The sequence below is a fragment of the Wolbachia endosymbiont of Encarsia formosa genome (assembly GCF_039540065.1).
Lineage (GTDB): Bacteria > Pseudomonadota > Alphaproteobacteria > Rickettsiales > Anaplasmataceae > Wolbachia.
Genome location: NZ_CP154278.1, coordinates 1,181,403 through 1,202,535, shown reverse-complemented (window position 1 = coordinate 1,202,535; position 21,133 = coordinate 1,181,403). Strand labels below are relative to the sequence as shown.

At 33.3% G+C, this 21,133-nt stretch carries 18 protein-coding genes and 2 pseudogenes; 6 read left to right on the top strand and 14 right to left on the bottom strand.

The features are described 5' to 3' along the window. Nucleotides 1-689: 689 nt before the first annotated feature. The 3 genes from lepA to AAE962_RS06490 form a co-directional block, all read right to left on the bottom strand. Nucleotides 690-2,486, bottom strand: coding sequence for a translation elongation factor 4 (gene lepA, locus AAE962_RS06500; RefSeq protein ID WP_343289027.1), 1,797 nt, complete (start codon nt 2,484-2,486; stop codon nt 690-692). Nucleotides 2,487-2,567: 81 nt separating this feature from the next. Further along, nucleotides 2,568-3,554: a hypothetical protein gene (locus AAE962_RS06495; protein WP_343289026.1), complete on the bottom strand. Its 987-nt coding sequence runs from the start codon at nt 3,552-3,554 to the stop codon at nt 2,568-2,570. A gap of 81 nt (nt 3,555-3,635) precedes the next feature. Then, on the bottom strand, nt 3,636-5,012 hold the full coding sequence (locus tag AAE962_RS06490) for a malonyl-CoA decarboxylase (protein WP_343289025.1): 1,377 nt from the start codon (nt 5,010-5,012) through the stop codon (nt 3,636-3,638). Nucleotides 5,013-5,293: 281 nt separating this feature from the next. Here AAE962_RS06490 and AAE962_RS06485 point away from each other — a divergent pair, with 281 nt between their 5' ends. Next, complete coding sequence (locus AAE962_RS06485; RefSeq protein WP_143689513.1) at nt 5,294-5,986, top strand: TerC family protein; 693 nt, start codon at nt 5,294-5,296, stop codon at nt 5,984-5,986. 220 nt (nt 5,987-6,206) lie between these two features. Here AAE962_RS06485 and guaA read toward each other — a convergent pair whose 3' ends face one another. From guaA to ccmC, 4 genes are all read right to left on the bottom strand, one after another. Beyond that, entirely contained in the window at nt 6,207-7,769 is a 1,563-nt protein-coding gene (guaA, locus tag AAE962_RS06480) for a glutamine-hydrolyzing GMP synthase (protein ID WP_343289024.1), read from the bottom strand. A gap of 227 nt (nt 7,770-7,996) precedes the next feature. Further along, nucleotides 7,997-9,448 carry a secretion system protein gene (locus AAE962_RS06475; protein WP_343289023.1) on the bottom strand — a complete coding sequence of 484 codons (1,452 nt, stop codon included), beginning with the start codon at nt 9,446-9,448 and terminating at the stop codon, nt 7,997-7,999. 573 nt (nt 9,449-10,021) lie between these two features. Next, nucleotides 10,022-11,065 carry a hypothetical protein gene (locus AAE962_RS06470; RefSeq protein ID WP_343289022.1) on the bottom strand — a complete coding sequence of 348 codons (1,044 nt, stop codon included), beginning with the start codon at nt 11,063-11,065 and terminating at the stop codon, nt 10,022-10,024. A gap of 378 nt (nt 11,066-11,443) precedes the next feature. After that, nucleotides 11,444-12,154, bottom strand: a complete 711-nt coding sequence (gene ccmC / locus AAE962_RS06465) for a heme ABC transporter permease CcmC (protein ID WP_343289021.1) — start codon at nt 12,152-12,154, stop codon at nt 11,444-11,446. 127 nt (nt 12,155-12,281) lie between these two features. Here ccmC and AAE962_RS06460 point away from each other — a divergent pair, with 127 nt between their 5' ends. Next, on the top strand, nt 12,282-13,097 hold the full coding sequence (locus AAE962_RS06460; RefSeq protein ID WP_343289594.1) for a pyruvate, water dikinase regulatory protein: 816 nt from the start codon (nt 12,282-12,284) through the stop codon (nt 13,095-13,097). Between the two features lie 61 nt (nt 13,098-13,158). Continuing rightward, nucleotides 13,159-13,287 (top strand): type B 50S ribosomal protein L36, encoded by a 129-nt coding sequence (gene ykgO, locus AAE962_RS06455; protein WP_006279631.1) that lies wholly within the window; start codon nt 13,159-13,161, stop codon nt 13,285-13,287. Between the two features lie 271 nt (nt 13,288-13,558). Here the strand turns inward: ykgO and AAE962_RS06450 are convergent. After that, nucleotides 13,559-14,517 (bottom strand): annotated as a pseudogene (locus AAE962_RS06450) (transposase). 157 nt (nt 14,518-14,674) lie between these two features. Between AAE962_RS06450 and AAE962_RS06445 the strand changes: the two are divergent. Continuing rightward, nucleotides 14,675-15,867 (top strand): annotated as a pseudogene (locus tag AAE962_RS06445) (IS4 family transposase). 263 nt (nt 15,868-16,130) lie between these two features. On the opposite strand, the gene AAE962_RS06440 reads toward AAE962_RS06445, so the two are convergent. Both AAE962_RS06440 and AAE962_RS06805 read right to left on the bottom strand, forming a co-directional pair. Further along, a complete protein-coding gene (locus tag AAE962_RS06440; RefSeq protein ID WP_162848911.1) occupies nt 16,131-16,301 on the bottom strand; it encodes a transposase in 171 nt (56 codons plus the stop codon). Beyond that, nucleotides 16,259-16,591, bottom strand: a complete 333-nt coding sequence (locus tag AAE962_RS06805; protein ID WP_410543846.1) for a transposase — start codon at nt 16,589-16,591, stop codon at nt 16,259-16,261. Before AAE962_RS06805 ends, AAE962_RS06440 begins: the two co-directional genes overlap by 43 nt. Nucleotides 16,592-16,789: 198 nt before the next feature. On the opposite strand from AAE962_RS06805, the gene AAE962_RS06430 reads away from it, so the two are divergent. Beyond that, a complete protein-coding gene (locus AAE962_RS06430; protein ID WP_343289020.1) occupies nt 16,790-17,542 on the top strand; it encodes a hypothetical protein in 753 nt (250 codons plus the stop codon). Further along, the gene (locus AAE962_RS06425) at nt 17,466-18,149 is read left to right on the top strand and encodes a hypothetical protein (protein WP_343289019.1); all 684 of its coding nucleotides are present in this window, start codon (nt 17,466-17,468) and stop codon (nt 18,147-18,149) included. Before AAE962_RS06430 ends, AAE962_RS06425 begins: the two co-directional genes overlap by 77 nt. 7 nt (nt 18,150-18,156) lie before the next feature. On the opposite strand, the gene trpS is transcribed toward AAE962_RS06425, so the two are convergent. The 4 genes from trpS to rpsP all read right to left on the bottom strand — a co-directional run bounded on the left by trpS (nt 18,157) and on the right by rpsP (nt 21,105). Then, nucleotides 18,157-19,155, bottom strand: a complete 999-nt coding sequence (trpS, locus tag AAE962_RS06420) for a tryptophan--tRNA ligase (protein ID WP_343289018.1) — start codon at nt 19,153-19,155, stop codon at nt 18,157-18,159. A 15-nt stretch (nt 19,156-19,170) separates the two neighbouring features. Continuing rightward, the gene (locus AAE962_RS06415; RefSeq protein ID WP_343289017.1) at nt 19,171-19,731 is read right to left on the bottom strand and encodes a nucleotide exchange factor GrpE; all 561 of its coding nucleotides are present in this window, start codon (nt 19,729-19,731) and stop codon (nt 19,171-19,173) included. Nucleotides 19,732-19,793: 62 nt separating this feature from the next. Continuing rightward, on the bottom strand, nt 19,794-20,780 hold the full coding sequence (locus AAE962_RS06410) for a polyprenyl synthetase family protein (RefSeq protein ID WP_343289016.1): 987 nt from the start codon (nt 20,778-20,780) through the stop codon (nt 19,794-19,796). Nucleotides 20,781-20,790: 10 nt separating this feature from the next. After that, nucleotides 20,791-21,105 (bottom strand): 30S ribosomal protein S16, encoded by a 315-nt coding sequence (rpsP, locus tag AAE962_RS06405; RefSeq protein ID WP_343289015.1) that lies wholly within the window; start codon nt 21,103-21,105, stop codon nt 20,791-20,793. Nucleotides 21,106-21,133: the final 28 nt, after the last annotated feature.

The following is a 21,133-nucleotide window of genomic DNA, read 5'->3' as shown; positions in this document are numbered from 1 at the left end:
AACCTTCATGAGTAGAAATTCCTTGACAGACGGGAGTATTTAACAAACCATATGCGTCAAGTTAAGCAAAAATAAGAGTGAAGAAGAAATTTTTACCATAAGAATAAATTATGCAGAGTTAATAGCAGGCCCTGTAAACAAAATGTTATCAGGTCAAATTAATCAAGGGCAGGAGTATAAAAATGGAAAAAAGCGGTAACTTAGCCTAATGAAAATAAATATAGAGAAGTTATCGTTTTAAAGAGCACAAAAGGAATACACAGTAAAAACGAGGAGAAGTTGAGAATATGTATGGAAGCAGTGTGGAGAAGTGGCTGCCAATGATCAAAAATTTACCACAATTACAGAAGTATACACAAGAGGTTTAACAGGTGATGCAAAAAGGGAATTTTGGCAAAATGACTTAAGTATGAACAACAATATCCAGATTTGCATAATTGATGATCAGATGTCATTCATGCTCAGCCTATATATAGAAAAAATTCTCAAGCTCAAGAGGGCTTAGGGTGGAATGTTCAAAAAAGTGAGTCAAACCAAAAAAAAGTAATAAATTAATATAAAAAAATGTAGGTTTGACTCACTTTTTTTAACATTCCCAATAGCTATTGCAAATTTATCCATATCAATATCAGTGAACTTATTGAGCAAAATATTACTTAATTCTTGAAAATTATGTTTTTGGACATACATTAATCATTTATTTTCAAAGCCTCAATAAAAGCATTTTGTGGGATGTTTATGTTTCCCACAGAATGCAATCTTTTCTTACCTTTCTTCTGCTTTTCAAGCAGCTTCATCCTTCGTGTGACGTCTCCACCATAGAGCTTGGCTGTTACATCTTTTCTATACGGGTTAATCGTTTCTCTAGCAATAATTTTTCCGCCTACTGCCGCTTGAATCGCGATTTTATATTGCTGGCGTGGTATCAAATCTTTCAAACGTGCACATATTTCACGGCCTCTTTTTTCTGCCCTGCTTTTATGAACAATGCAGGCTAACGCATCCACAGGTTCTCCATTAACTAAAAAACTTAATTTATCTATCTGACTTTCCTGATAATTAGATATTTCCCAATCTAAACTTGCATATCCCTTGGAAATTGATTTTAGTCTATCGTAAAAATCAAAAACAACCTCAGACAGCGGTAATTTATACTTCAGTAGTGCTGTTGTCGTATTACCAACATAAGATAAATCCTGCTGTTCTCCTCTCCTCTCTTCACACATAGATAGAATCTCTCCTAAATATTGATCAGGTACCATTATAGTTGCAGTGATCCATGGTTCTTCCACTATTTCAATTTTTGTAGGGTCTGGCATATCGCTTGGGTTATGGATATTTAAAACTTTACCATTTTGTGTTGCAACTTTATATATAACACTCGGTGCAGTTGCTGTTAGATCTAAATCAAATTCTCTTTCGAGTCTTTCTTGAATGACTTCAAGATGTAGCATTCCTAAGAAACCGCAACGAAATCCATAACCTAGAGCATTTGACGTTTCAGCATCAAATGTAAAACTAGCATCATTTAAATGTAATTTTTCTAGTGCTTCCCTTAAATATTTAAAATCATCTGTGTTATTGGGAAAAATACTGCAAAATACTACAGGATGTACTTCTTTAAAGCCAGGTAATGCCTTGCTGCACGGCCTTTTCTCTTCAGTAATAGTGTCTCCTACTTTGCAGTCTTCTACTTCTTTCATTGAAGCATTGATAAAACCAACTTCACCTGCTGAAAGTTCACCTGTCATAACTTTTTTAGGAGTGAAAATACCGATATTATCGACCTGATATGTAGCATTATTAGACATCATAACAATTTTCATGCCTTTTTTTAGCGCTCCATTTTTAACTTGCACTAAAATTACTACTCCTAGATAAGGGTCATACCAACTATCAACTAAAATTGCTTGCAGTGGAGCATTTGTATCACCTTGAGGAGCAGGAAGTTTTGTTACTATAGCTTCAAGTACATCTTTTATCCCAAGCCCAGTTTTTGCTGATATTAAAACTGACTCGCTTGCGTCAATACCGATTACCTCCTCAATCTGAAGCTTTACCTTTTCTGGATCTGCAGCAGGAAGGTCAACTTTATTGAGTACAACTATTATCTCATGATTATTGTCAATTGCCTTGTACACATTTGCCAAAGTCTGAGCTTCAACTCCTTGGCTGCTATCTACCACTAAAAGTGAGCCTTCACATGCGGCTAAGCTTCGGCTGACTTCATATGAAAAATCAACATGACCTGGTGTATCCATTAGATTGAGGCAATATTGATTACCATCATTTGCAGTATAATTGAGCCTTACCGTTTGTGCTTTGATTGTGATTCCACGTTCACGCTCTATATCCATTGAATCAAGTATTTGATTAGTCATCTCTCTTGCTTCGAGGCCGTTGCATTCTTCTATCAACCGATCAGCAAGAGTTGACTTCCCATGATCTATATGTGCTATTATTGCAAAATTTCTTATATTGTTCATAGATCTACTTATTTAAGTAGATCTATTTTACATTTTAAGTACTGTAAGAGCAATTATTTATATCTCTCTTTGCTAAAAACATTAAGCTGAAGTTCTTGCCAATAAACGGCAATGCTCATTAGCTGATGCTTGCTTCACTGTGCTACTTGGATCTTCTTGCTGTCTACACGTTTTTACTGCTTCAGCAAGGGTTAGGTACTCGCCACAAACTTTAATCCTTACATCTTTATTTTTTTCTAAATCTTCATCACTTGGTATATCACCTACTACTCTAATGTTGCCATCGCTATTAGCACCTAACGTAATATTATGCTCCTTTCCACCTACATACCAGCTAAACTTTATTCTGTATTGAACTGTAGTACCTAAATCATAACACCTCTTTCCCTTATTATCCACAAAGCCACAGACAATTTCTTCTTGATCGCCATTCAAAATACGAATTTCATTAATATTGTTTTTTTTATAAAAATCACTATTTAAAAATTCGCTTACTTGAATATCTGTGCTTTTATTGTCTTCTTTTAGCTTGATTATTGTATAAAGACGATCTTGATTACTATACTTTTTGATTGATATCTCATCAATAGTGCCGTTTTCTATGTACTTGCCAAACTCTTCTTTAGATTTCTTTTCCAATTCAAAGAGTTCTTTTTGGCTTTTTTGTTGTTGTATTTTTTCTAACTCTTCTTTCATTTTTTTCTGAATTGATGTAATTTGATTAAGTTCTTCTTCACTCCGGTTAACACTATTAAGCAACTTTAAAGCTTCTACTATTATACTTAAATTTTCATAAGCTACTACAACATCATACTTGTCACTTAAAGGCTCATTATTAGCTAAAGAGTGTTTAAAGTTATCCCAACACTCGTGTTGAACAATAAAACCTGCTCCTATAAGCTTTTCTTTTATGTTTTTCTCTTGATCAGGATGTTTTTTAATTAGCTCCAGGCTTTCTTTAATATCATTAACTAAATTATCAGATACAGGCGACTTTACTATCGACTTGCTCTGTATTGACTCATCTAGTTCTTTTATGATATCTTGAAGCTTTTCCAAACTATACATTTTACCTCATAAAACTATTCAACATTATATACATAAACATTAGGGAATGTTAGCACTTTCTATATGCTTGCGCACTTCCTATTATTCCTTTAACATAGCTGACACTTTTTTTGAATGAGAAATCACTTTATTAATCATATAATTTTCATGATTGTTATCTATTTTAGGCAGCTCATACAGATAATTCACCATTATTCCGGCTGACTGACTAATGCCTTTTTCAGAAGTATCAGCCATCCAGTTGATTTGTTTGATTGATGCACCATTGCTTAAATGAAAGTGTGCTACTGGATCATAAGCACCTCCACCACTGCTTTTAACCTTTAGCAAATAATGTGCACAAAGTTTAAGTAGGGACTGTTTTTCGCATTCAATGTTAGTTTTTATGCTTTCTAAAATTTCTGTACCTGATTGTTTTATATTAAGCTTACCTAATAAAGCTACGTCTTGATTTTTTAGCCATTTTGTAAATCCAGGAACTGGAGAAAGAGTTGCATACACTTTTACGCTTTTAAATTCTTGCGATAGTTTTTCTACGACTCTCTTTATTAAAAAGTTACCGAGGCTAATTCCAGATAAACCAGTTTGAGTGTTTGATATTGAATAGAATATAGCAGTACTTGCACTGCTTGGGTCGCTTGAAGGAACTGACTCGTCCAAAACGTGTTGAATACTATCTGCAATCTCATTCATCAGTGCAACCTCTACAAAAATTAAAGGTTCATTTGGTATTTTGTAATGAAAGAAAGCAAAACAGAGATGATCAGAATCTAGTCTGTTTTTTAAATCACCCCAAGAGGAAATTTTATGTACAGCTTCGTATTTTATAAGTTTTTCCAACAATGATGCAGGTGAATCCCAGGTGATTTGATGAAGATCAAGTAGATCAACATCAACCAAAGTACAAAGTATACTTTTTAATTCGTTTTCTAGTGGACTTAGACTTTTATATTGATTCTTCAGCTTGAGTACATCAGAACGCATATCAACAATAAACTTAAGGCCCTCCGGTAAGGAGATAAACTGATTCAATATTTTAGAGCGTGGTGATTCAAGTACTTTTATTAAGTCTTGTTCAAACTTATAGCTCGACTCAGAATCTTGATTTTTATTATATACTTTTATTTCTTCATCTATTTTCGTTTTATCCGGATTGAAATTTTCTGCCAGGGTTTGTAAAAATTTTATTTGACCTGCCTCTGATAAACTCAAGTACAAATTACCAAGAGATACGGTGTTCTTACGTGCTGAGACTTCACCCCCCTTTGGGTTTAAGCATTCGTTCATCTTCAAGACTAAACTATCGATATCGCGACTACTACTTAAATCAGGGCCAATATTGCCAACCCATGACCTTACAGCATCTGCTACTTCACCTAATATTTTAAAAAAGCCCTTTGTTGCTTTCTTATCTTCAACTTTTACTATATTAGTTTTTGCTAATGATTCTTTTGTCATATGTTCCTTTTATCGTGTATCTATCTTAATTTAAAGAAAAATCTTAGTCTACAAAGAAGGCATATATTTTCATGGCACAACTATTTTGCAATCTATTAAAATTTTCGTAAAGAGAGTTAGATTTTTAATTTCATTATTTCTCTTACAAAAGTACTTTTATTATAAAAATGCCCTTTTGCCTCTTTCTTTTCCGGGTAAGGCTGATTTTTTAATTACCTAGTCGAAGTTACTTAATTTTTACACATCTATTGTAAAGTACAAAATCTGACTTTGGAATGAAAATGCTAGCTGATGCTTGGACTTTATTGATACTTACGCTACTTGAAACTATACTTGGTATAGACAATTTAATCTTTATTTCTCTAGCAATAGATAAGGTGCCAAATCTGCTGAGAGAAAGAGCCCGCCTGATAGGTTTTGGCTTGGCGCTATTGATGCGTTTTGTAATACTATTTTTTATATCACATATATTATCAATGGAAAAGCCTATATTTCACTCTGTATCACTAGATATTTCAGTAAAAGATTTGCTTATGATTGCAGGAGGGTTATTCCTTATTGTTAAAAGTTCTATGGAGTTATGGAGCGAAATTTTTGTACATAAGGAGAACAAAACAAAGGCAAACGTTAAATCACAATTTTTTTTAGTTGTGCTACAAATTATATTAATAGATTTAGTTTTTTCTGTTGATTCAATATTAACTGCTATAGCATTAACTCATAATATGATAATCATTGCTATAGCATTTACATTTTCCATATTAGCAATGCTATTTTCATCAAGTTATACCGCTCAGTTAATAAAATCCAGCCCAAGCTTAAAAGTAATTGCCATTCTATTTATTTTACTCATCGGTATATATTTAATACTTGAAGGACTTCACATAGAGCTACCAAAAGCATGTTTGTATTCTTCATTCATGTTTGCATTGCTTGTGGAAGCTATAAGCAAAATAAAGACAATGCGGCCTTGAAATTATTTTCTACAAAGCAAAAGTCTAATTTTTATTCCGGTGTGTGACGAATATCTGTACGAACATTTCGATGTCATCCGAGTAGCTGACACAGGTTCTTTTTTTCTGGATTCTATCGTCACGCGCTGGAATGACATTAAATAGTTTTCCTTAAAATTTGAGTTATGCAAGCAGCCTCTTTGCTGTGATTCGAGTAGCTGAAACTGGAATGAAATTACTGCTACTCCCACTCAATAGTTGCTGGTGGTTTGGAAGTTAAATCATACACAACTCGATTTACTCCGGAAACTTTGTTAACAATTATACTACTGACGTCTTGCAAAAACCTCCAAAATACTAACGAATGTTGATCTTTATTTTCAAATGGAAATGCATCAGCTGTCATGCCATCAGATGAAGTCACAGCCCTTAAAGCGCAAACATATCCGTATGTACGATTATCTCCCATAACTCCCACAGTTTTTACTGGTAACAGTACAGCAAAAGCCTGCCATATTTTATCATACAGATCATAATTTTTCATTGTGTTGATATATATTTCATCTACTTCTTGCAATATTCGTACCTTTTCTTCATCAACCTCACCTATGATCCTCACTGCAAGTCCAGGTCCAGGAAATGGATGTTGAAATATTATCTCATCTGAAAGCCCAATTTCTTTGCCAAGCAGCCTTACTTCATCTTTAAAGAGATAGCGTAAAGGTTCTACTAGTTTCAGATTCATTTTTTCTGGCAACCCACCAACATTGTGATGAGATTTAATTGTACTAGTGTTTCCTGAAGCGTGACCTGATTCAACTACATCAGAGTAAATGGTGCCTTGCATTAAAAAATCCACATCACCTATTTTTTTTGCCTCTTCTTCAAATACTTCGATAAAAGTATTGCCGATAATTTTTCGCTTTTCTTCCGGATCAGTTATTCCCTTTAACCTACTTAAAAACAAGTTTGATTTATCAACGTAATTTATTGGAATTTCTTTTAACATAGCAGTGGTCTGGCTCTTACGCAATAACCCAGTATCGATAAAAATACAGTTTAATTGTTTTCCTATAGCTTTGTGTGTAAGAAATGCTGCAACACTTGAATCAACCCCCCCACTTACTGCAGCAATTACTTTTTTCTCCCCTACTAAGTTTTGAATTTTTTCCTTCTGTTTTTCAATGAATGACTTCATTGTCCAATCTCTCTCACAATTTGCAATATCTAAGAAATTATAGAGAAGTTTACTACCATTTATCGTAGGCTTAACTTCAGGATGGAACTGAGTACAGTAAATCTTCCGCTGTTCGTTGGCAATTATTGCGATTGTTTGATTTATTATACCTGAGGCAATAGCAGTAAATCCTTGCGGTATAGTTTCGACACTGTCTGCATGGTTCATTAGCACATCGACTTCGGAATTAACGTCCCAAGTATCCTTTATAATTGGAGATTCTTTTAGTATCTTGATTTTAGTTTTGCCAAATTCCTGATTGAATCCTTTTCTTACCTTTGCTCCGAAATAATGACAAATGAGTTGCTGTCCATAACATATTCCAAGTATAGGAGTGTTTATTGTTTCGTTAAGTTTTATAATTTTATGTGCTACTTCACTTACTTCAGAGCAATTTTCATTTACAGATTGCGGTCCTCCAGAAAAAATAAATCCATTGAATTTTGATACTGTTTCGAAATCGATATTGCTTGGAAATATTTCACAGTAAACGCCCATTTCCCTGATTTGTCTTGCAATAAGCTGTGTAAACTGTGAACCAAAATCAATAACGGCAATTGCTGACAATGTGCTCCTCCATATTATTTAAAGCAATATTTGATAATAAAGAAAACAATAAAGTAAGTAAACTAAGACCTGTTTAAAAACTTTACTTTATGACTAAAGTAACTGAAATTTACCGCAACAGATTTATGATTAAGCTGTCTTAATTATCATTCCGATACTCTCTTCTTATCATAATAGCAACCCCAACATCTTTCCTTAAGTTGATGCCATTGCCTGAACTGATACGTTTAATATATATATAAATTCCTATCTTTTATATCTAATAAACCAAGTGTTGGTACGATTGTTGCTTTCAGGAAGATGACGGTTTCTACTGTCTTAGCCAGTTTCTTTGACTTTTGATGCAATAAGTTTTGGTTATCTTTTCTATGCTCTATAAGCCCACCAATTACCATAACTTCGCCGCTCTTAATTTTTAACGTAGAGTGCATTTCTCTGGTTTCAATAATTGGAATGTTACTATTTAATTTCATTTTATTCTGTTGTACGACATATTCTATATTTGGGTCTTTAGTGTAATCGTTAATTCTTGATAAGGTTGGATGTATATCCATAAATATTTCATTAGTATCAATGTTAATGCTTGGGTGGATTATTAACACCACACCTATTGGGGTGCTATTCATCTTGGTAATTAAGGCATGATTAGAATTTTTGGTATTTTTCTGTATATCGGAAGTAAAATAGATATGGTTTTTAGTAAATGAAATCATTGCTTGCTGATTATTTATAGCATGTACTCTAGGGCTTGAAATTACGGTTGAAGTGCCAAACTTGTCTAAAGTTTTTACTAAATTTTCTAAATCAGAGTTCATTACCAGGCTAGTAATGGAACTATCTTGATTTGTTATAGATTTTGTTTCATTATGCAAATCATTTAAGTTGATACCAGAAAGGTATTTATCGTCTAATACAACTTCAACTATTTTGGCCTCTATCATTACTTGAGAAGACGCCATTCTCTTAACTTTATTAATATATTCTTCAACAGCTTTATGAATATCCTTCCTAGCATTCAGAATAATGACACCAGCTTCTCTGTTGGATGAAAGAAATTCACCATCATCCACTCCATTAACATCCATTATTGCATTTAAGCCTTTTTCTAATGAACTCCATAAGTCACTGCTATATTGATACTTTATAACATTCCTGTCAGCATCGCTGCTTGTAACATTGCCACTAACGACAAAATTGCTTTGAGCAGAGTGTTGAATATTGATGAAGTCTACGTAATAATTTTGTGCGTATGGCAAATCCTGTTCAATTCTAATTACACCATTATTCATTGAGTAACGCAATTTGGCTCTGTTGGCTATACTCTGAATTACTTCATTTATATTCTTATCCTTTAGCTTTAAAATAATATTACCTGATATCTGGGGATCTATGTCTAAGTTAACGTCAGAAAGTTTTCCTATCTCAATCAGTAAATCCTTTACTGGTACTTTTTCATCAACATTAATCGAAAGAAACTGATTACTGGTTGTAAGATCGGGAAACTCTACCGGTAAAGGTATCATTTCTGGTATTGCTGGTTCGTTATTCTTCAAAGGAGTATTATATTGTTGCAACGAATAATCGTGCTTATAATTGTCTATATTAACAGAATGTTGCTTGTTAGGTAGATGTGTACAAGAAACAATAAAAAGGAGTATTAAACATTTTAAAATAGCCATGAGGGCAGCATACAAATCTATACTAATAGTTTTCTATAAAAATGTTAAAAATGTATTTAATTGTATCCGTTCAGGGGAGTGGTTTAAGAAATGATAGATAGGAGATTATGAAAAGGGTTTAGCCGCATGGAAGTGGGATGAAAAGAAGCACTGGTTTCACATGCGTCTGAACAGACACCATTTTACAGCATTTTAAATTTGTCCTGTGCAATGTTTGTACAGTTGCGATAAAAATTACTTGACAAATTTTGACAGCTTTGTTATTTTGATAGTGAAGATATTCTAGAGCTCGAAATCTATCTTCGTCTGCAGACTTTTCAACTTCATTAATTTATAATCTCTAGTTAAAGTATATTGGTATAGATAACTTCTATCATAGCTATATACATTTTTCTGAGTTTTTTTGTGTTACTTTAGGAGGATCATCATGTTTAAAATCATGGATTACGCATATCATTGACATACATGCCTTAAAAGGACAGATGGTACCTACGTCCTCTTTATATATATTATGTATCTGTTCAGATACGACTAAATTGTGTCTAGTGTAGAAAAAATTAGACAAATTCAGCCTTATATAGAACCAAATTCAACGGAAGTAGAATTATCCTCATTTCCATAATAGTAAGGATTTGCTTCTTGCGTATTATTAACAGCAGTTTTTAATAGTACTTCCTTATCACTATTCCATGCAACTTTCTCCATAATTGGAATATAATCCTTACACTTTTGATTATCTCCACAATCCTTGATTTTACCATCATCATTTAGATAACGCTTCAATGCATCATAGTATACTTTAGTTTTATTACCCTCTTTATCTATCATTTGTCCTAAGGTATTAACAAGTATCAATGGTGCAACTTGTTTTGCTTTTACAACACTTGTTTCACTGGACTCTCTAAAGAGATTAGGACATGATCCTCTGGAAAAAAAGCTCTTGTTGAATTCTTTATTACTAGTGTAAACGTTAGGGTAACAGAAACTCTTAATCTCTTCTTCTTGACACGCTAAATTTCTTTGACCATCCACACATTTTTCACATTCTATATTACCAAGCCAGGATATTGAATTAAGATCCTCTGTAAAGGCAAATTTAAAATTTACTGCACCATAATTACCATTTGCTCCCTCTTCTATATATTTTGCAATCTTAGGATTACTGTACATCTCAGGATATAATTCCTTTAGTAAATCAGATGCACTAAAACCTTGACAACCTATCTTATTATCAACTTTATAAAAATGAGAATGCGGCCCACAATTTTCATACTTGGAACAATCTGAGGTTACTTTTCGAGATGTAATTTCTCCATTTTCATTCCCTCCTTCATCAGTAACAGGTTCGCACGTACCACTTCCTTTTTTACATTCTTCAGCTATTTTTTTATACCACTCAGTCTCTGCTTTTGCTCGCTTAACCTCCTCTTCACATTTCGTAAGTTCCTTTTCTGCGAGTTCAAAAGCTTCTATTACTATTGGAACTGGATTTGTAAATCGCTTCTCAGTTGTAGTTTCACCCTCAGTGATCTCATCTATACCCTCTTCACCATAAAAAAGTTTGTTGTTATATAAATTACTATTATTAACTTGATCGCTATAGATATTGTTTGACATTGTGACCTCCTATACAGTCAAAACTGGAATTAAATTAGAGTATAAAAGATGAGAATTCAACATGGGTAAAAGAAACCACAGCTCAGGAAATCTAAGGTTAACTCAGAAATTATTATAAGCCAAAATGATTAAAAATTTTACAACTTATATTTTAGATCTAGCATGATAACCAACAATTATTCAATTTCCACCTTACTCACCAGCTTGACACAGTCCATCTTTATTCATTAGAGAGCCGTGATTCCTTCTCCAATGATTAATCACTATAATCTTGAAGTGTGGTTTGTACGTAATTAGTTCTGGAACTTGCTAATGGATGATTGCTCTACATTTTAATCTCTGTCACTGTTCACAACATTACACTCTGGAACTATATACCTAATATCGCATGCTGATTTCTCTCTTTATCTTCCGCAAATTAATTAAATGAAGGGCATTAAGTATCCACACTACTAAAAAGAATGTTGCACAAAATATAAACATTGCAATGAGTGGCAGCAGTAAAGAACCTTCTATTGCTACTCCACCTTTTCTAAAAATACTTGCTGGCTGATGAAGAGTAGACCATAAATTCACAGAAAATTTTACTATGGGAATATTTATAGCACTAAAAATGGCAAATACTGCTGATGATTTCTCTGCTCTTGCTTGATTATCAAAAGCGCTCCACAATGAAAGATAACCAACATACAGAAAAAACAAAATCAGCATTGAAGTAAGCCTTGCATCCCATACCCACCAAGTACCCCATGTTCCTTTTCCCCAGACGCTACCTGTGATTAAGCATATTGCCGAAAAGACTGTCCCTGCAGGAGCAGCGGCATGTGCTAAGACACTAGCAACACTATTGTTCCACACCAACGAAATGAAACTGAGTGATGCAATGAGTCCGTATATTCCAAGAGCAAGCCATGCAGAAGGCACATGAAGATACATAATTAGTACGATTTCTCCTTGTTTATAATCTCCTGGGGAGAAGAATAATGCTAAGAACATTCCAATTAAAAAATATGCAAGACAAATAACCCCAAGCCAAGGCAGGGCTTTCTTAGAAAAATGGGAGAAATTTGTAGGCTTTAATAAAAACATTTGTTTTGAGAATAATTGTATTAAAAATTTACCAATTAGTTTGAGTTTTATCAACAGGATAGTTTTTCTGTATTTACGTAGGTCAACAAATTAGCATAATTTGAGTAACAGATTGCTTATTTGCCATATGACCATTAAAAAGCTTAATCTACACTTAGTGTCAGATTCAAGTGGTGAAACTGTTATATCAGTTGCAAAATCAGCCCTGAAACATTTTCGTTCTATAGAAACTATCGAATATGTTTGGTCTTTTGTAAAAGGAGAAGAGCAGATCGATAAAATTCTGGAGGAAATTGAGAAAAAAAGTGATGAGCATAACTTTGTTATATGCACTATTACTGATGATGGGCTCAGAAAATATCTAAAAGATAACTGTATCAAGTTAAAAATTCCATATCTAGCAATATTATCACATATTATTAGAGAAATCTCATCCTATCTTGAAATTGAAAAGGATGAAAAACTTGACCTGTATACTGAAATAAATAACGAGTATTTTCAGCGTATTGAGGCAATAAACTATACCATCAATCACGATGATGGACAAGGTATTCAAATCGATAAAGCAGATATAATTTTGGTTGGAGTTTCACGCACATCAAAATCTCCCACTAGTATGTATTTAGCTTATAGAGGCTACAAGGTTGCGAATGTTCCTTTTGTTAGTGAGGTACCCTTTTATATCGACTTAGCAAAATTAAAAAATAAACTGACTATAGGAGTAACAATCAACCCAAGTAGACTAGTAGAAATACGCAAAAACAGACTTACTTCAATTAATAACAAAGATAATAATATATATGCTGATTCTGAAAAAGTAGAAAAGGAAATTAAAGAAGCAGAGGAGTTCTTTAAGCAAAATAACTGGCCAATTATTGATGTTACGGAAAGGTCGATCGAAGAAGTATCAGCAACAATTATACAATATTTTAATAAAATTTAATCAATTGACTAACTCGCTGTAAGTGATAATAATGTAAGGTAATTCTATTCTTACTGTAGATATGAAAGTTAAAGGGTCGCTAAAATCTCATCGTAACAGAGATAAAAATTGTAAAGTTGTAAAAAGGGGTGGTAAGATTTATATTATAAATAAGGTAAAACCAAGATGTAAAGCGCGTCAAGGTTCTTAGCTTTTTGTTTGCCTTTTTATGTCATATGTTTTTCATATGGAAGCATGTTTAGAAAGAAACAAAAATTGTTGTATTTAACCATAGCCCTGCTCATTTCTTCTCTTACATTATATTTTGGTATTAACATGATTACAGGCAGACGTGGCTTGTTAACATTAATTAACTTAAAAAAAAGAAATTAATTACGTGCGTCAACAAGCCCATGCATTTTAGTTCCACTCTAAGCCCTATTGAGCTGGTAATGTTCAAAAAAGTGTGTCAAAGCGAATTTTTAGTTCAACTCAATTTTCAATCTGTGGAGAAAGAAAATGTTGAGCTGAGATATAGTTAATATGTACAGCACTTTTCCTCCACCTTCCTTATAGAACAATATACCAACTTGTACAAGCTGGTAAATGAACCTTTGGTTTTAGTAAATGTCTCATCGATAGGATTAGTGTATCCGCCTAAATGTCCCGAAATACTTAAAATAAATTTTCCCAATTGTTTTGCCACGATTTTATGACCAAAGGATATTTTTCGCTCCATCAGCTCGAGTAAATAATTTTCAGCAATTTCTCTGCTTGAATACTGATATACTTTCTTCAGATCACTTATGAAAGTTTTTGCTGCTTCAGTAAATTTCTTATCTGATGTACTATACATTTCTGCTTTAGCTATTTATAGCAGCAGGAAAACTTTTTAATACAAGCTATTAGAATATCCTCTACTCCTCTTTCTTTTATCTCATTTAATACCCCCAACCAGAACTTCTCTTTCAGCCAAATAAAAACCCAATACATCCTTTTTGCCTTCTTGATCTATACCCAATATGTTATACATGCACTTACTTACACAACAACCGTCTTCTTTCACCTTAAAAAATCATGAATACTATCGGATATATTGATTGTAGTGGACGACTACACCATTCATTGATTATAGGTAGTAATTTATCTGTAATTCCAGATATCTCTGCTGCAGATATTTTTTGCCTCAAGTTCAGTTGTTTACCTTTTTTTTCACTATCTGTGGTTCGCTCTCTATCTCTTGGTGTCAAAAGTTCAAATATTTGTCCTCAAAGTTTTTTCCGTTTCTTCTCTTCTCTTTCAGTGGGTAAATGGTACCTTCCAGACTCTCTTCCAGTAGCCTTGTTACCATCTCTCCCCATCAATGGTCTACCGATGATAGGATATTTGTTTCTAATTCTTTATAGTCTACCAATCCAGTAGTTCCATTTACTTGACTCATGTCAAATCTCCATTTTTTGTTTCTATTTTATTTTTACTTCTCGCTTTGACGCAGTTTTTTGAAGCATAAGGGTCAAGTTAAGGAAATAAAGGTATGAAGAAGATAGGATAAGAAGATATAAAATTCTCTCGGATATATTTTAGTGAGAGAACTAATGATGAATAAAATAAATTGCTTATCAAATTACCTCAACAAATTTTTCAATGAAATGGCAAATAATTGAAACAGAAAAGGAAAAGAAAATTGAGTAATTGATGATTCATAAAAGCTATAATTTTGGGTAATATAGGGGTTACAAACTGAATCATAGATACAATGTGCCAATTATTAAATGAAGAATCTGTGATAATAACGAAACAGGGTTTAGATTTCAGGTTTACTAAAGAAGCAGTAGAATTTATGAAAAGAATGTACAATGGCTTTATTTAAAATACCCTGCAAATTGATTGTAGAATCTTGCAGCAATTTAAAAGCATTGGATAGTAGCTTTGCCTAACAGCATGGAAAATCTATATAAAGGTTATGGACAAAGGTTATGAGAGTAACACTAAGTGTGGAATAAAGTTAAAATTAGTTTTTGATTACCTAAATCAGACATTGGATCAACTTAACATAACGGAGGGAGTAAGAAGGTTATAGGGAGAAGTTGCTAATATCTGACCTTGGTTCAAGTTCTTTTAAACAAATCAATGGAACGGGAGCTTATTTTATAAGTCGTTGATACCAATGTATATGCTATAGAAACAAATCAAAAAATGGAATTATTGGAATGTTTAGGAGACAAGCTATTTTTAGAAATGAAGGTGTTGTTGGGAAAAGAAGCAAAGATTAGAGTAAGAATGATATATCATAAATTAACTGAAGAGCAGTCTCTAGCCAGAAGAAGAAAAGCTAATAAATTGGCAAAATCACATGATCTTCCAAAAGTAATCAGAAATTGTTGAACTGGTCAAAACTAATATTCCAGAGGATAAAATTAGTGCTGAGCAAGTATTACAGAGTAAGGTGGCAAATTTAGTTGTTTTTTAAACTATACAAGAGCTACATAAGACTTAAAAGGGAAGCCACACAGAGTATTGTGTGAATTATATGCTAAATTATGTGCAATTCTCATATTTCATGAGTTGTACAAAATTAAAAAAGAATACAGAACTCAGTTTAACAAAGGCATTTATTGAGCTAAAAAGGCGGATTAGAGAGTTATTTTTAGCACTAAAGAATAGAGTTAATAGTTTGAAAATTTTTCTTAAAAAGATTGCAATAACTTGTTCATGATTTTCATTAAAAGACAAGTACAGAAAAACTAGAGTATCTACTTTAACTTCCCTAAATTTGCTCGCAATCTCTTAACTTGATTCTTATGCTTTTTTGAATATTCCCAAGTGCTGCCAAGCTTTTGGCCCAATATTAATTCGGCTATTGATTTTGTCTTTCAGTGCTCGGGGAAATCTTACTTCGGTTAGCTATAGAATTTTTGATTTTACTGAAAAAACATTCCCGTTCTTTATAAATATGCTTATCATAGAAGCTCTTCACTTTTCGATGGAATCACAACTTCACATCCTTTGCTCTCAAACAAAAGCATATATCCTTTATCAGCCACTATAGTGGAGTTATAGATATTTTTCATTAACTTGTGTAATTTCATTCCTCTGGCCAGGAGTAAGTATAAATTTTAAAGGATTTCCCAATGCATCAACAAATGCATGAATTTTAGTAGTAAAGCCACCTTTATTCCTTCCTAAGAGCTTTGGAATCCTTTTTGTATCAGGCAGAGCAAGCATGAGCTCGAACTATCGTTCCATCGATTACCGCAACTTCTAAATCTGGATTTTGTTGCATATATTTTTGCCAAAACTTCCTTTTCACACCACCTTTTAAACCTCCTATGTATACTCCTGTAATTGCCGTAAATTTCTGGCAAAAGACTCCACTTACAGCCACTCCGAACCATATACCAAACCGCTTCCATAAATATTCTCAACCTCTTCTCATTTTTGCTGTGTATTCCTTTGACTCCCTTTAAGAATTCAAAAGTTTGTTCCCATTTTCTTTTTTCTATGTAATATTCCATTGATAGTTTCTCTATATTATTCACGGTCTCTTTTTCCTTATTTCTCCTACTTTTTCTTTACTTTATTTTCTCACAGTATATTTTGTTTACAGAACCTAGGAGTGCAAGCGTTTATGAGTCAGAGGATAAATCATATAATATTTACTCGGTCTTAATACTTTGAATTTATATTTGAGTAAACGATAAACAGTAATTGGTATGAGTGATCTATTTAAAAGTGACAATTATGATAAAAATCTCAATTCTTTGATAAGAGTCATAAAGCTGAAGGATACAAAAAAAATTAATGAACAATATGATGAAACACTGAAAGATTTATCTCAAGCTCTGAAGAATTTTACAAACAACGCAAAAGATGTAGCTAAGTTTGTTATATATAGTGACTTGAATAATTATGTAGAACCTTTGAGCACAAAGCCACTCGGTTTTATTGGAACATTAAAAGGAATATTAGATAGAGTCTTGGGAAAAGATATTCCAACTAATGATAATGACATAAAAAATTTTGTTGGTGATGAACTATCAGGTTTCACTATAGAAAAAGCAGCCGAGTACTCAAATATTTTAAGTACAATTAATCTATTCAAGAAAGGACTTAAAGAAATTTTAGATTCGAAGCAGAGTGGAAAAAACAATAAAGAACATAAATCATATGAAGTAAGCTCAAAAAATAAAACAACATCAAAGCAGAAGGAAGATACTTTCAAGCTGAAAAAAGGAAAACAGCCGGCAGGAAAAAAGAAAATAAAACGGCCAACAACGGCACCTCCACCACCTCCTACTGACTCAAAAAAGGTACACTTTAAAACAGAAATAGAGAATGTATCTCCTGAAGATTCAGGCTATGAAAGTTCATTAAGTGAAGAGTCTGGACATGAGGAAATATCAAATTATCAAGATAAAAAGAGTAAAGCGTCAACGAAAGATTCGCGGCACTCAAAGTTGCCCTAAAGAGGAGCAAATTCACAAAACGAAACCTAAGAAAAATGCAGGAACAATAAGAGGATATAAAAAGAGACAGGCTCCAGAGCCACCAGCGCTAAACGCTACCAATCAAGAAATTAGGCAAGAAACTAAAGAAGATAAATCTGAAATACTGTCAAATCCTAAAAGGCTAGATATTGTTGATCAACAAGTGAGCACGAAACCAATAATAGTAGGAGTGACTTCGCAAAAATCAGCTAAAAGTAAACCAATCCTGAAAAAATCTGCTGATAAAGCAGCATCAGAAGTAAAAGCGGTTATTATAAAAGAAAAAGTAAATAGCAAGAAGGACGGTAGAGTAAAGTCAATAGTAGGAAAATTTGAGCAAAATCAAGTTGCTAAGAGCAAAGCCACCCCTGCAACACAAGCAGATATCGGTATGAAGAAAGATCCTGCACCATCGCAAGAAACTGCCTCCCAATCTCACTCATTTCCGGTAGGAAATAAAAGATCTAAAATGAACCCCATAACAGCAAAGTCCGATTCTAAACTTCCGGTTAGTAAAAAACCTCTTCTCACTCATGTTAGTGTAAAGAAAATAGCTGCACGATTTGAAAGCCATGGGAAGAAATAGTTGTAACCTATTGAACAAACCCTATAATATCCTTGATCTTTTTTATATTGTTATTTGCAATCTCTGCTGCTTTTTCTGTACCTTTTTTTAATATTTTATGTAAATGAAGCTGATCTTTTAGAAGAATATTCATCTTCTCGCGTATGGGTGATATAACGCTGATGATTAAGTCAGCTAACTCTTTTTTAAAGTTCTTCATGTCATGTTTATCCACTTTTTTACACACTTTTTCTACATTTAAATCACTAAGCACTGAATAAATGTTTACCAAATTGTTTACTTCTGGACGGCACTTTAAAGTAGCAAAATCAAAGCCTAGAATTGAATCTGTTTTTGCTTTTTCTATTTTCTTGACAATTAAGTCATTTGTATCGTTAAGGTTAATGCATGAATATTCTGAAGGATCAGATTTGCTCATCTTGCTTGCTCCATCTCTTAAGCTCATTATCCTTGATGTACAATCCAAAGTTAAGATTTCAGGTATGATGAAATGACTACATTCATAATGATTGTTAAAAGCTGATGCAATATCACGTGCAAGTTCTAAATGCTGTTTTTGATCATCGCCAACAGGAACATATTTAGTTTGATACAGCAATATATCCGCAGCCATAAGTACTGGGTAGCTATATAACCCAAGAGAAGCTTTTTGTCTATCGCTTCCAGCCTTATCTTTAAATTGAGTCATACGATTAAGCCAACCAATTGGTGTATAGCACCCTAGCAGCCAGCCCAATTCTGCATGACCACTCACTGCGGATTGATTGAAAATAATCGACTTTTCCGGATCTATTCCACATGCAATATAAGTTGCTGCTGCTTTAAAAATATTATTTTTTAATTCATTTGCGGGAAGCTTATTTGCTGTGATTGCATGAAGATCAACAACACAAAAAAGAGATTTATATTTATCCTGCAAGCCTATCCACTGCTTAATTGCACCAAGATAATTGCCCAAGTGTAATACTCCACTTGGCTGAATACCTGAGAAGACAACTTCTTCCATACCTTGAGTGTTTTATTAGTTACTTTCGCAATCAGCAGATTTTTTAGAAAGAATAACCATTGCAGGACGAAGCAACCTATTTTTAATGGTATAACCAGTTTGTAGTACTTCTACAATAGTGCCAGGCTCTTTTTCATTATCTTCTTTTTCCACAACAGCTTGATGTAAATTGCTGTCAAAAGAGTTACCTATTGGATCTATTTCTTCTATTCCATGTTTTTTTAGATCACTCACAATCTTTTGGTGCGCCACTTTTATTCCTTCATGAATAGGATCATCATCTTTCAAGTTTTCCATTGCTTTTTTTAAATTGTCACAAGAGTCGATCATATCACGTGCAAATTTTGTGACTGCATAATCACTTGCATCGCTAATTTGCTTTTGCATTATACGTTTAACGTTTTCATTATCCGCAACAGCGCGACGTAAATGATCTTCAAGCTGAACTGCACGTTCTTTTAATATATTAAGCTCTTCATTTAAATCACCTGTTTGCTGATCTTCTTGGTCATCCCCTTTTCGTTTACTGACCATATCTGCAAATTTCTTTTTTTTCTCTTTATTACTATCTGACATATTATTCACCCTTACAAACTTAATAAATATATAACAATCAATCTAAAAATATCAAGCGTTAGCTATCCTTGTCTTTCTATGCTTGCATTTAAAAAGTCAATCAAAGCAGTTTTATAAAGAGAATCAGAAAAAGTATCAATATTACTTCGCGCCATATTAATATAGTGTCTAGCTTCTTCCATAGAAACCTGAATGGCATTATGATGATTAATGTATTGTAATGCTTGGTCAAAATTGTGTATAGCTGAAGAAAAAGATTTCTCCCAGAATTTTTGTTCTGATGGGCTGCCTTTTTCATATGCTATAATAGAAGGTAAAGTGACTTTACCTTCAAAGAAATCTTTTCCAAGTTGTTTTCCTAAAGTGCCTTGATTAGCAGTATAATCTAGCACGTCATCAATTATTTGAAATGCGATACCAAAATTAAAGCCAAAATTTCTTAGCCTGTCTGTTTCGTCAATTGTGGCTCCAGATATTACTGATGCAGCTTCACAGCAAGCAGAAAATAAAGATGCTGTCTTTTCTGCAATGATATTAAAATAATTTTTCCTAATTGCGTTAGGGTCAAAACGTGTTGTCATCTGCTTTATCTCACCCTTGACAAGCAAATTAGATGCCTTAGATAAAATAGAGAGAACACTTAAATTCCCACATTCTATAAGCCATCTAAATGCTAAGGTCAATAATAGATCACCAACTAAAATGCTTGATTTATTCCCCCAAATTTTATTTGCTGTTGCAACTCCATGGCGTGCCTTACTTTCATCAAGCACATCATCATGAAGTAAAGTAGCGTTGTGTATAAATTCTACCGATGCAGCAATGTTGACCCTACTCTCTCCAGAGTAATTCAGCATTTTACACACAATAAAAATGAGCTTAGGCCTTATTTTTTTTCCTCCTGAATTAATAAGATGAGATGTAATATCGGTAGCAAGCTTAGTACCTTCATCATTGACATTTTTGAAGATAAAGTCATTCATAGCCAATAAATCAGAAGATACAATATCATCTAATTTACTACTTTTTGTTAAATCAGTGTTTAGCATTTAAGAGGACTTATGCTTCTTGCCCTTGTACTTTCTCAACTTTTTTCTTTTCTATTTTTTTCAATTCTGTTTCTAAATCTACTATGCCTTTTTTAATGAACCACATTACCCTTTCAGTTGCTTGCGCTCCTACACTTAGCCAATGTTTTAATCTATCAGCTTTTACCACAACACGATTTTTACTGTCTTTTGGCAACATTGGATCATACTGTCCTATTCTCTCAATAAAGCGCCCATCTCTTGGTGCTCGTGAGTCGGCTACAACTATCCTATAAAAAGGACGTTTCTTTGCCCCAAACCTTGCTAACCTTATTTTAACTGCCATGTCAACCTTTATTCATATATTAATTACA

Coding starts and splice junctions, on each gene's coding strand:
- lepA (WP_343289027.1), bottom strand. CDS start 2,486: ATGAACAATATAAGAAATTTTGCAATAATAGCACATATAGATCATGGG.
- AAE962_RS06495 (WP_343289026.1), bottom strand. CDS start 3,554: ATGTATAGTTTGGAAAAGCTTCAAGATATCATAAAAGAACTAGATGAG.
- AAE962_RS06490 (WP_343289025.1), bottom strand. CDS start 5,012: ATGACAAAAGAATCATTAGCAAAAACTAATATAGTAAAAGTTGAAGAT.
- AAE962_RS06485 (WP_143689513.1), top strand. CDS start 5,294: ATGCTAGCTGATGCTTGGACTTTATTGATACTTACGCTACTTGAAACT.
- AAE962_RS06475 (WP_343289023.1), bottom strand. CDS start 9,448: ATGGCTATTTTAAAATGTTTAATACTCCTTTTTATTGTTTCTTGTACA.
- AAE962_RS06470 (WP_343289022.1), bottom strand. CDS start 11,065: ATGTCAAACAATATCTATAGCGATCAAGTTAATAATAGTAATTTATAT.
- ccmC (WP_343289021.1), bottom strand. CDS start 12,154: ATGTTTTTATTAAAGCCTACAAATTTCTCCCATTTTTCTAAGAAAGCC.
- AAE962_RS06460 (WP_343289594.1), top strand. CDS start 12,282: ATGACCATTAAAAAGCTTAATCTACACTTAGTGTCAGATTCAAGTGGT.
- ykgO (WP_006279631.1), top strand. CDS start 13,159: ATGAAAGTTAAAGGGTCGCTAAAATCTCATCGTAACAGAGATAAAAAT.
- AAE962_RS06440 (WP_162848911.1), bottom strand. CDS start 16,301: ATGCTTGCTCTGCCTGATACAAAAAGGATTCCAAAGCTCTTAGGAAGG.
- AAE962_RS06805 (WP_410543846.1), bottom strand. CDS start 16,591: ATGGAATATTACATAGAAAAAAGAAAATGGGAACAAACTTTTGAATTC.
- AAE962_RS06430 (WP_343289020.1), top strand. CDS start 16,790: ATGAGTGATCTATTTAAAAGTGACAATTATGATAAAAATCTCAATTCT.
- AAE962_RS06425 (WP_343289019.1), top strand. CDS start 17,466: ATGAGGAAATATCAAATTATCAAGATAAAAAGAGTAAAGCGTCAACGA.
- trpS (WP_343289018.1), bottom strand. CDS start 19,155: ATGGAAGAAGTTGTCTTCTCAGGTATTCAGCCAAGTGGAGTATTACAC.
- AAE962_RS06415 (WP_343289017.1), bottom strand. CDS start 19,731: ATGTCAGATAGTAATAAAGAGAAAAAAAAGAAATTTGCAGATATGGTC.
- AAE962_RS06410 (WP_343289016.1), bottom strand. CDS start 20,780: ATGCTAAACACTGATTTAACAAAAAGTAGTAAATTAGATGATATTGTA.
- rpsP (WP_343289015.1), bottom strand. CDS start 21,105: ATGGCAGTTAAAATAAGGTTAGCAAGGTTTGGGGCAAAGAAACGTCCT.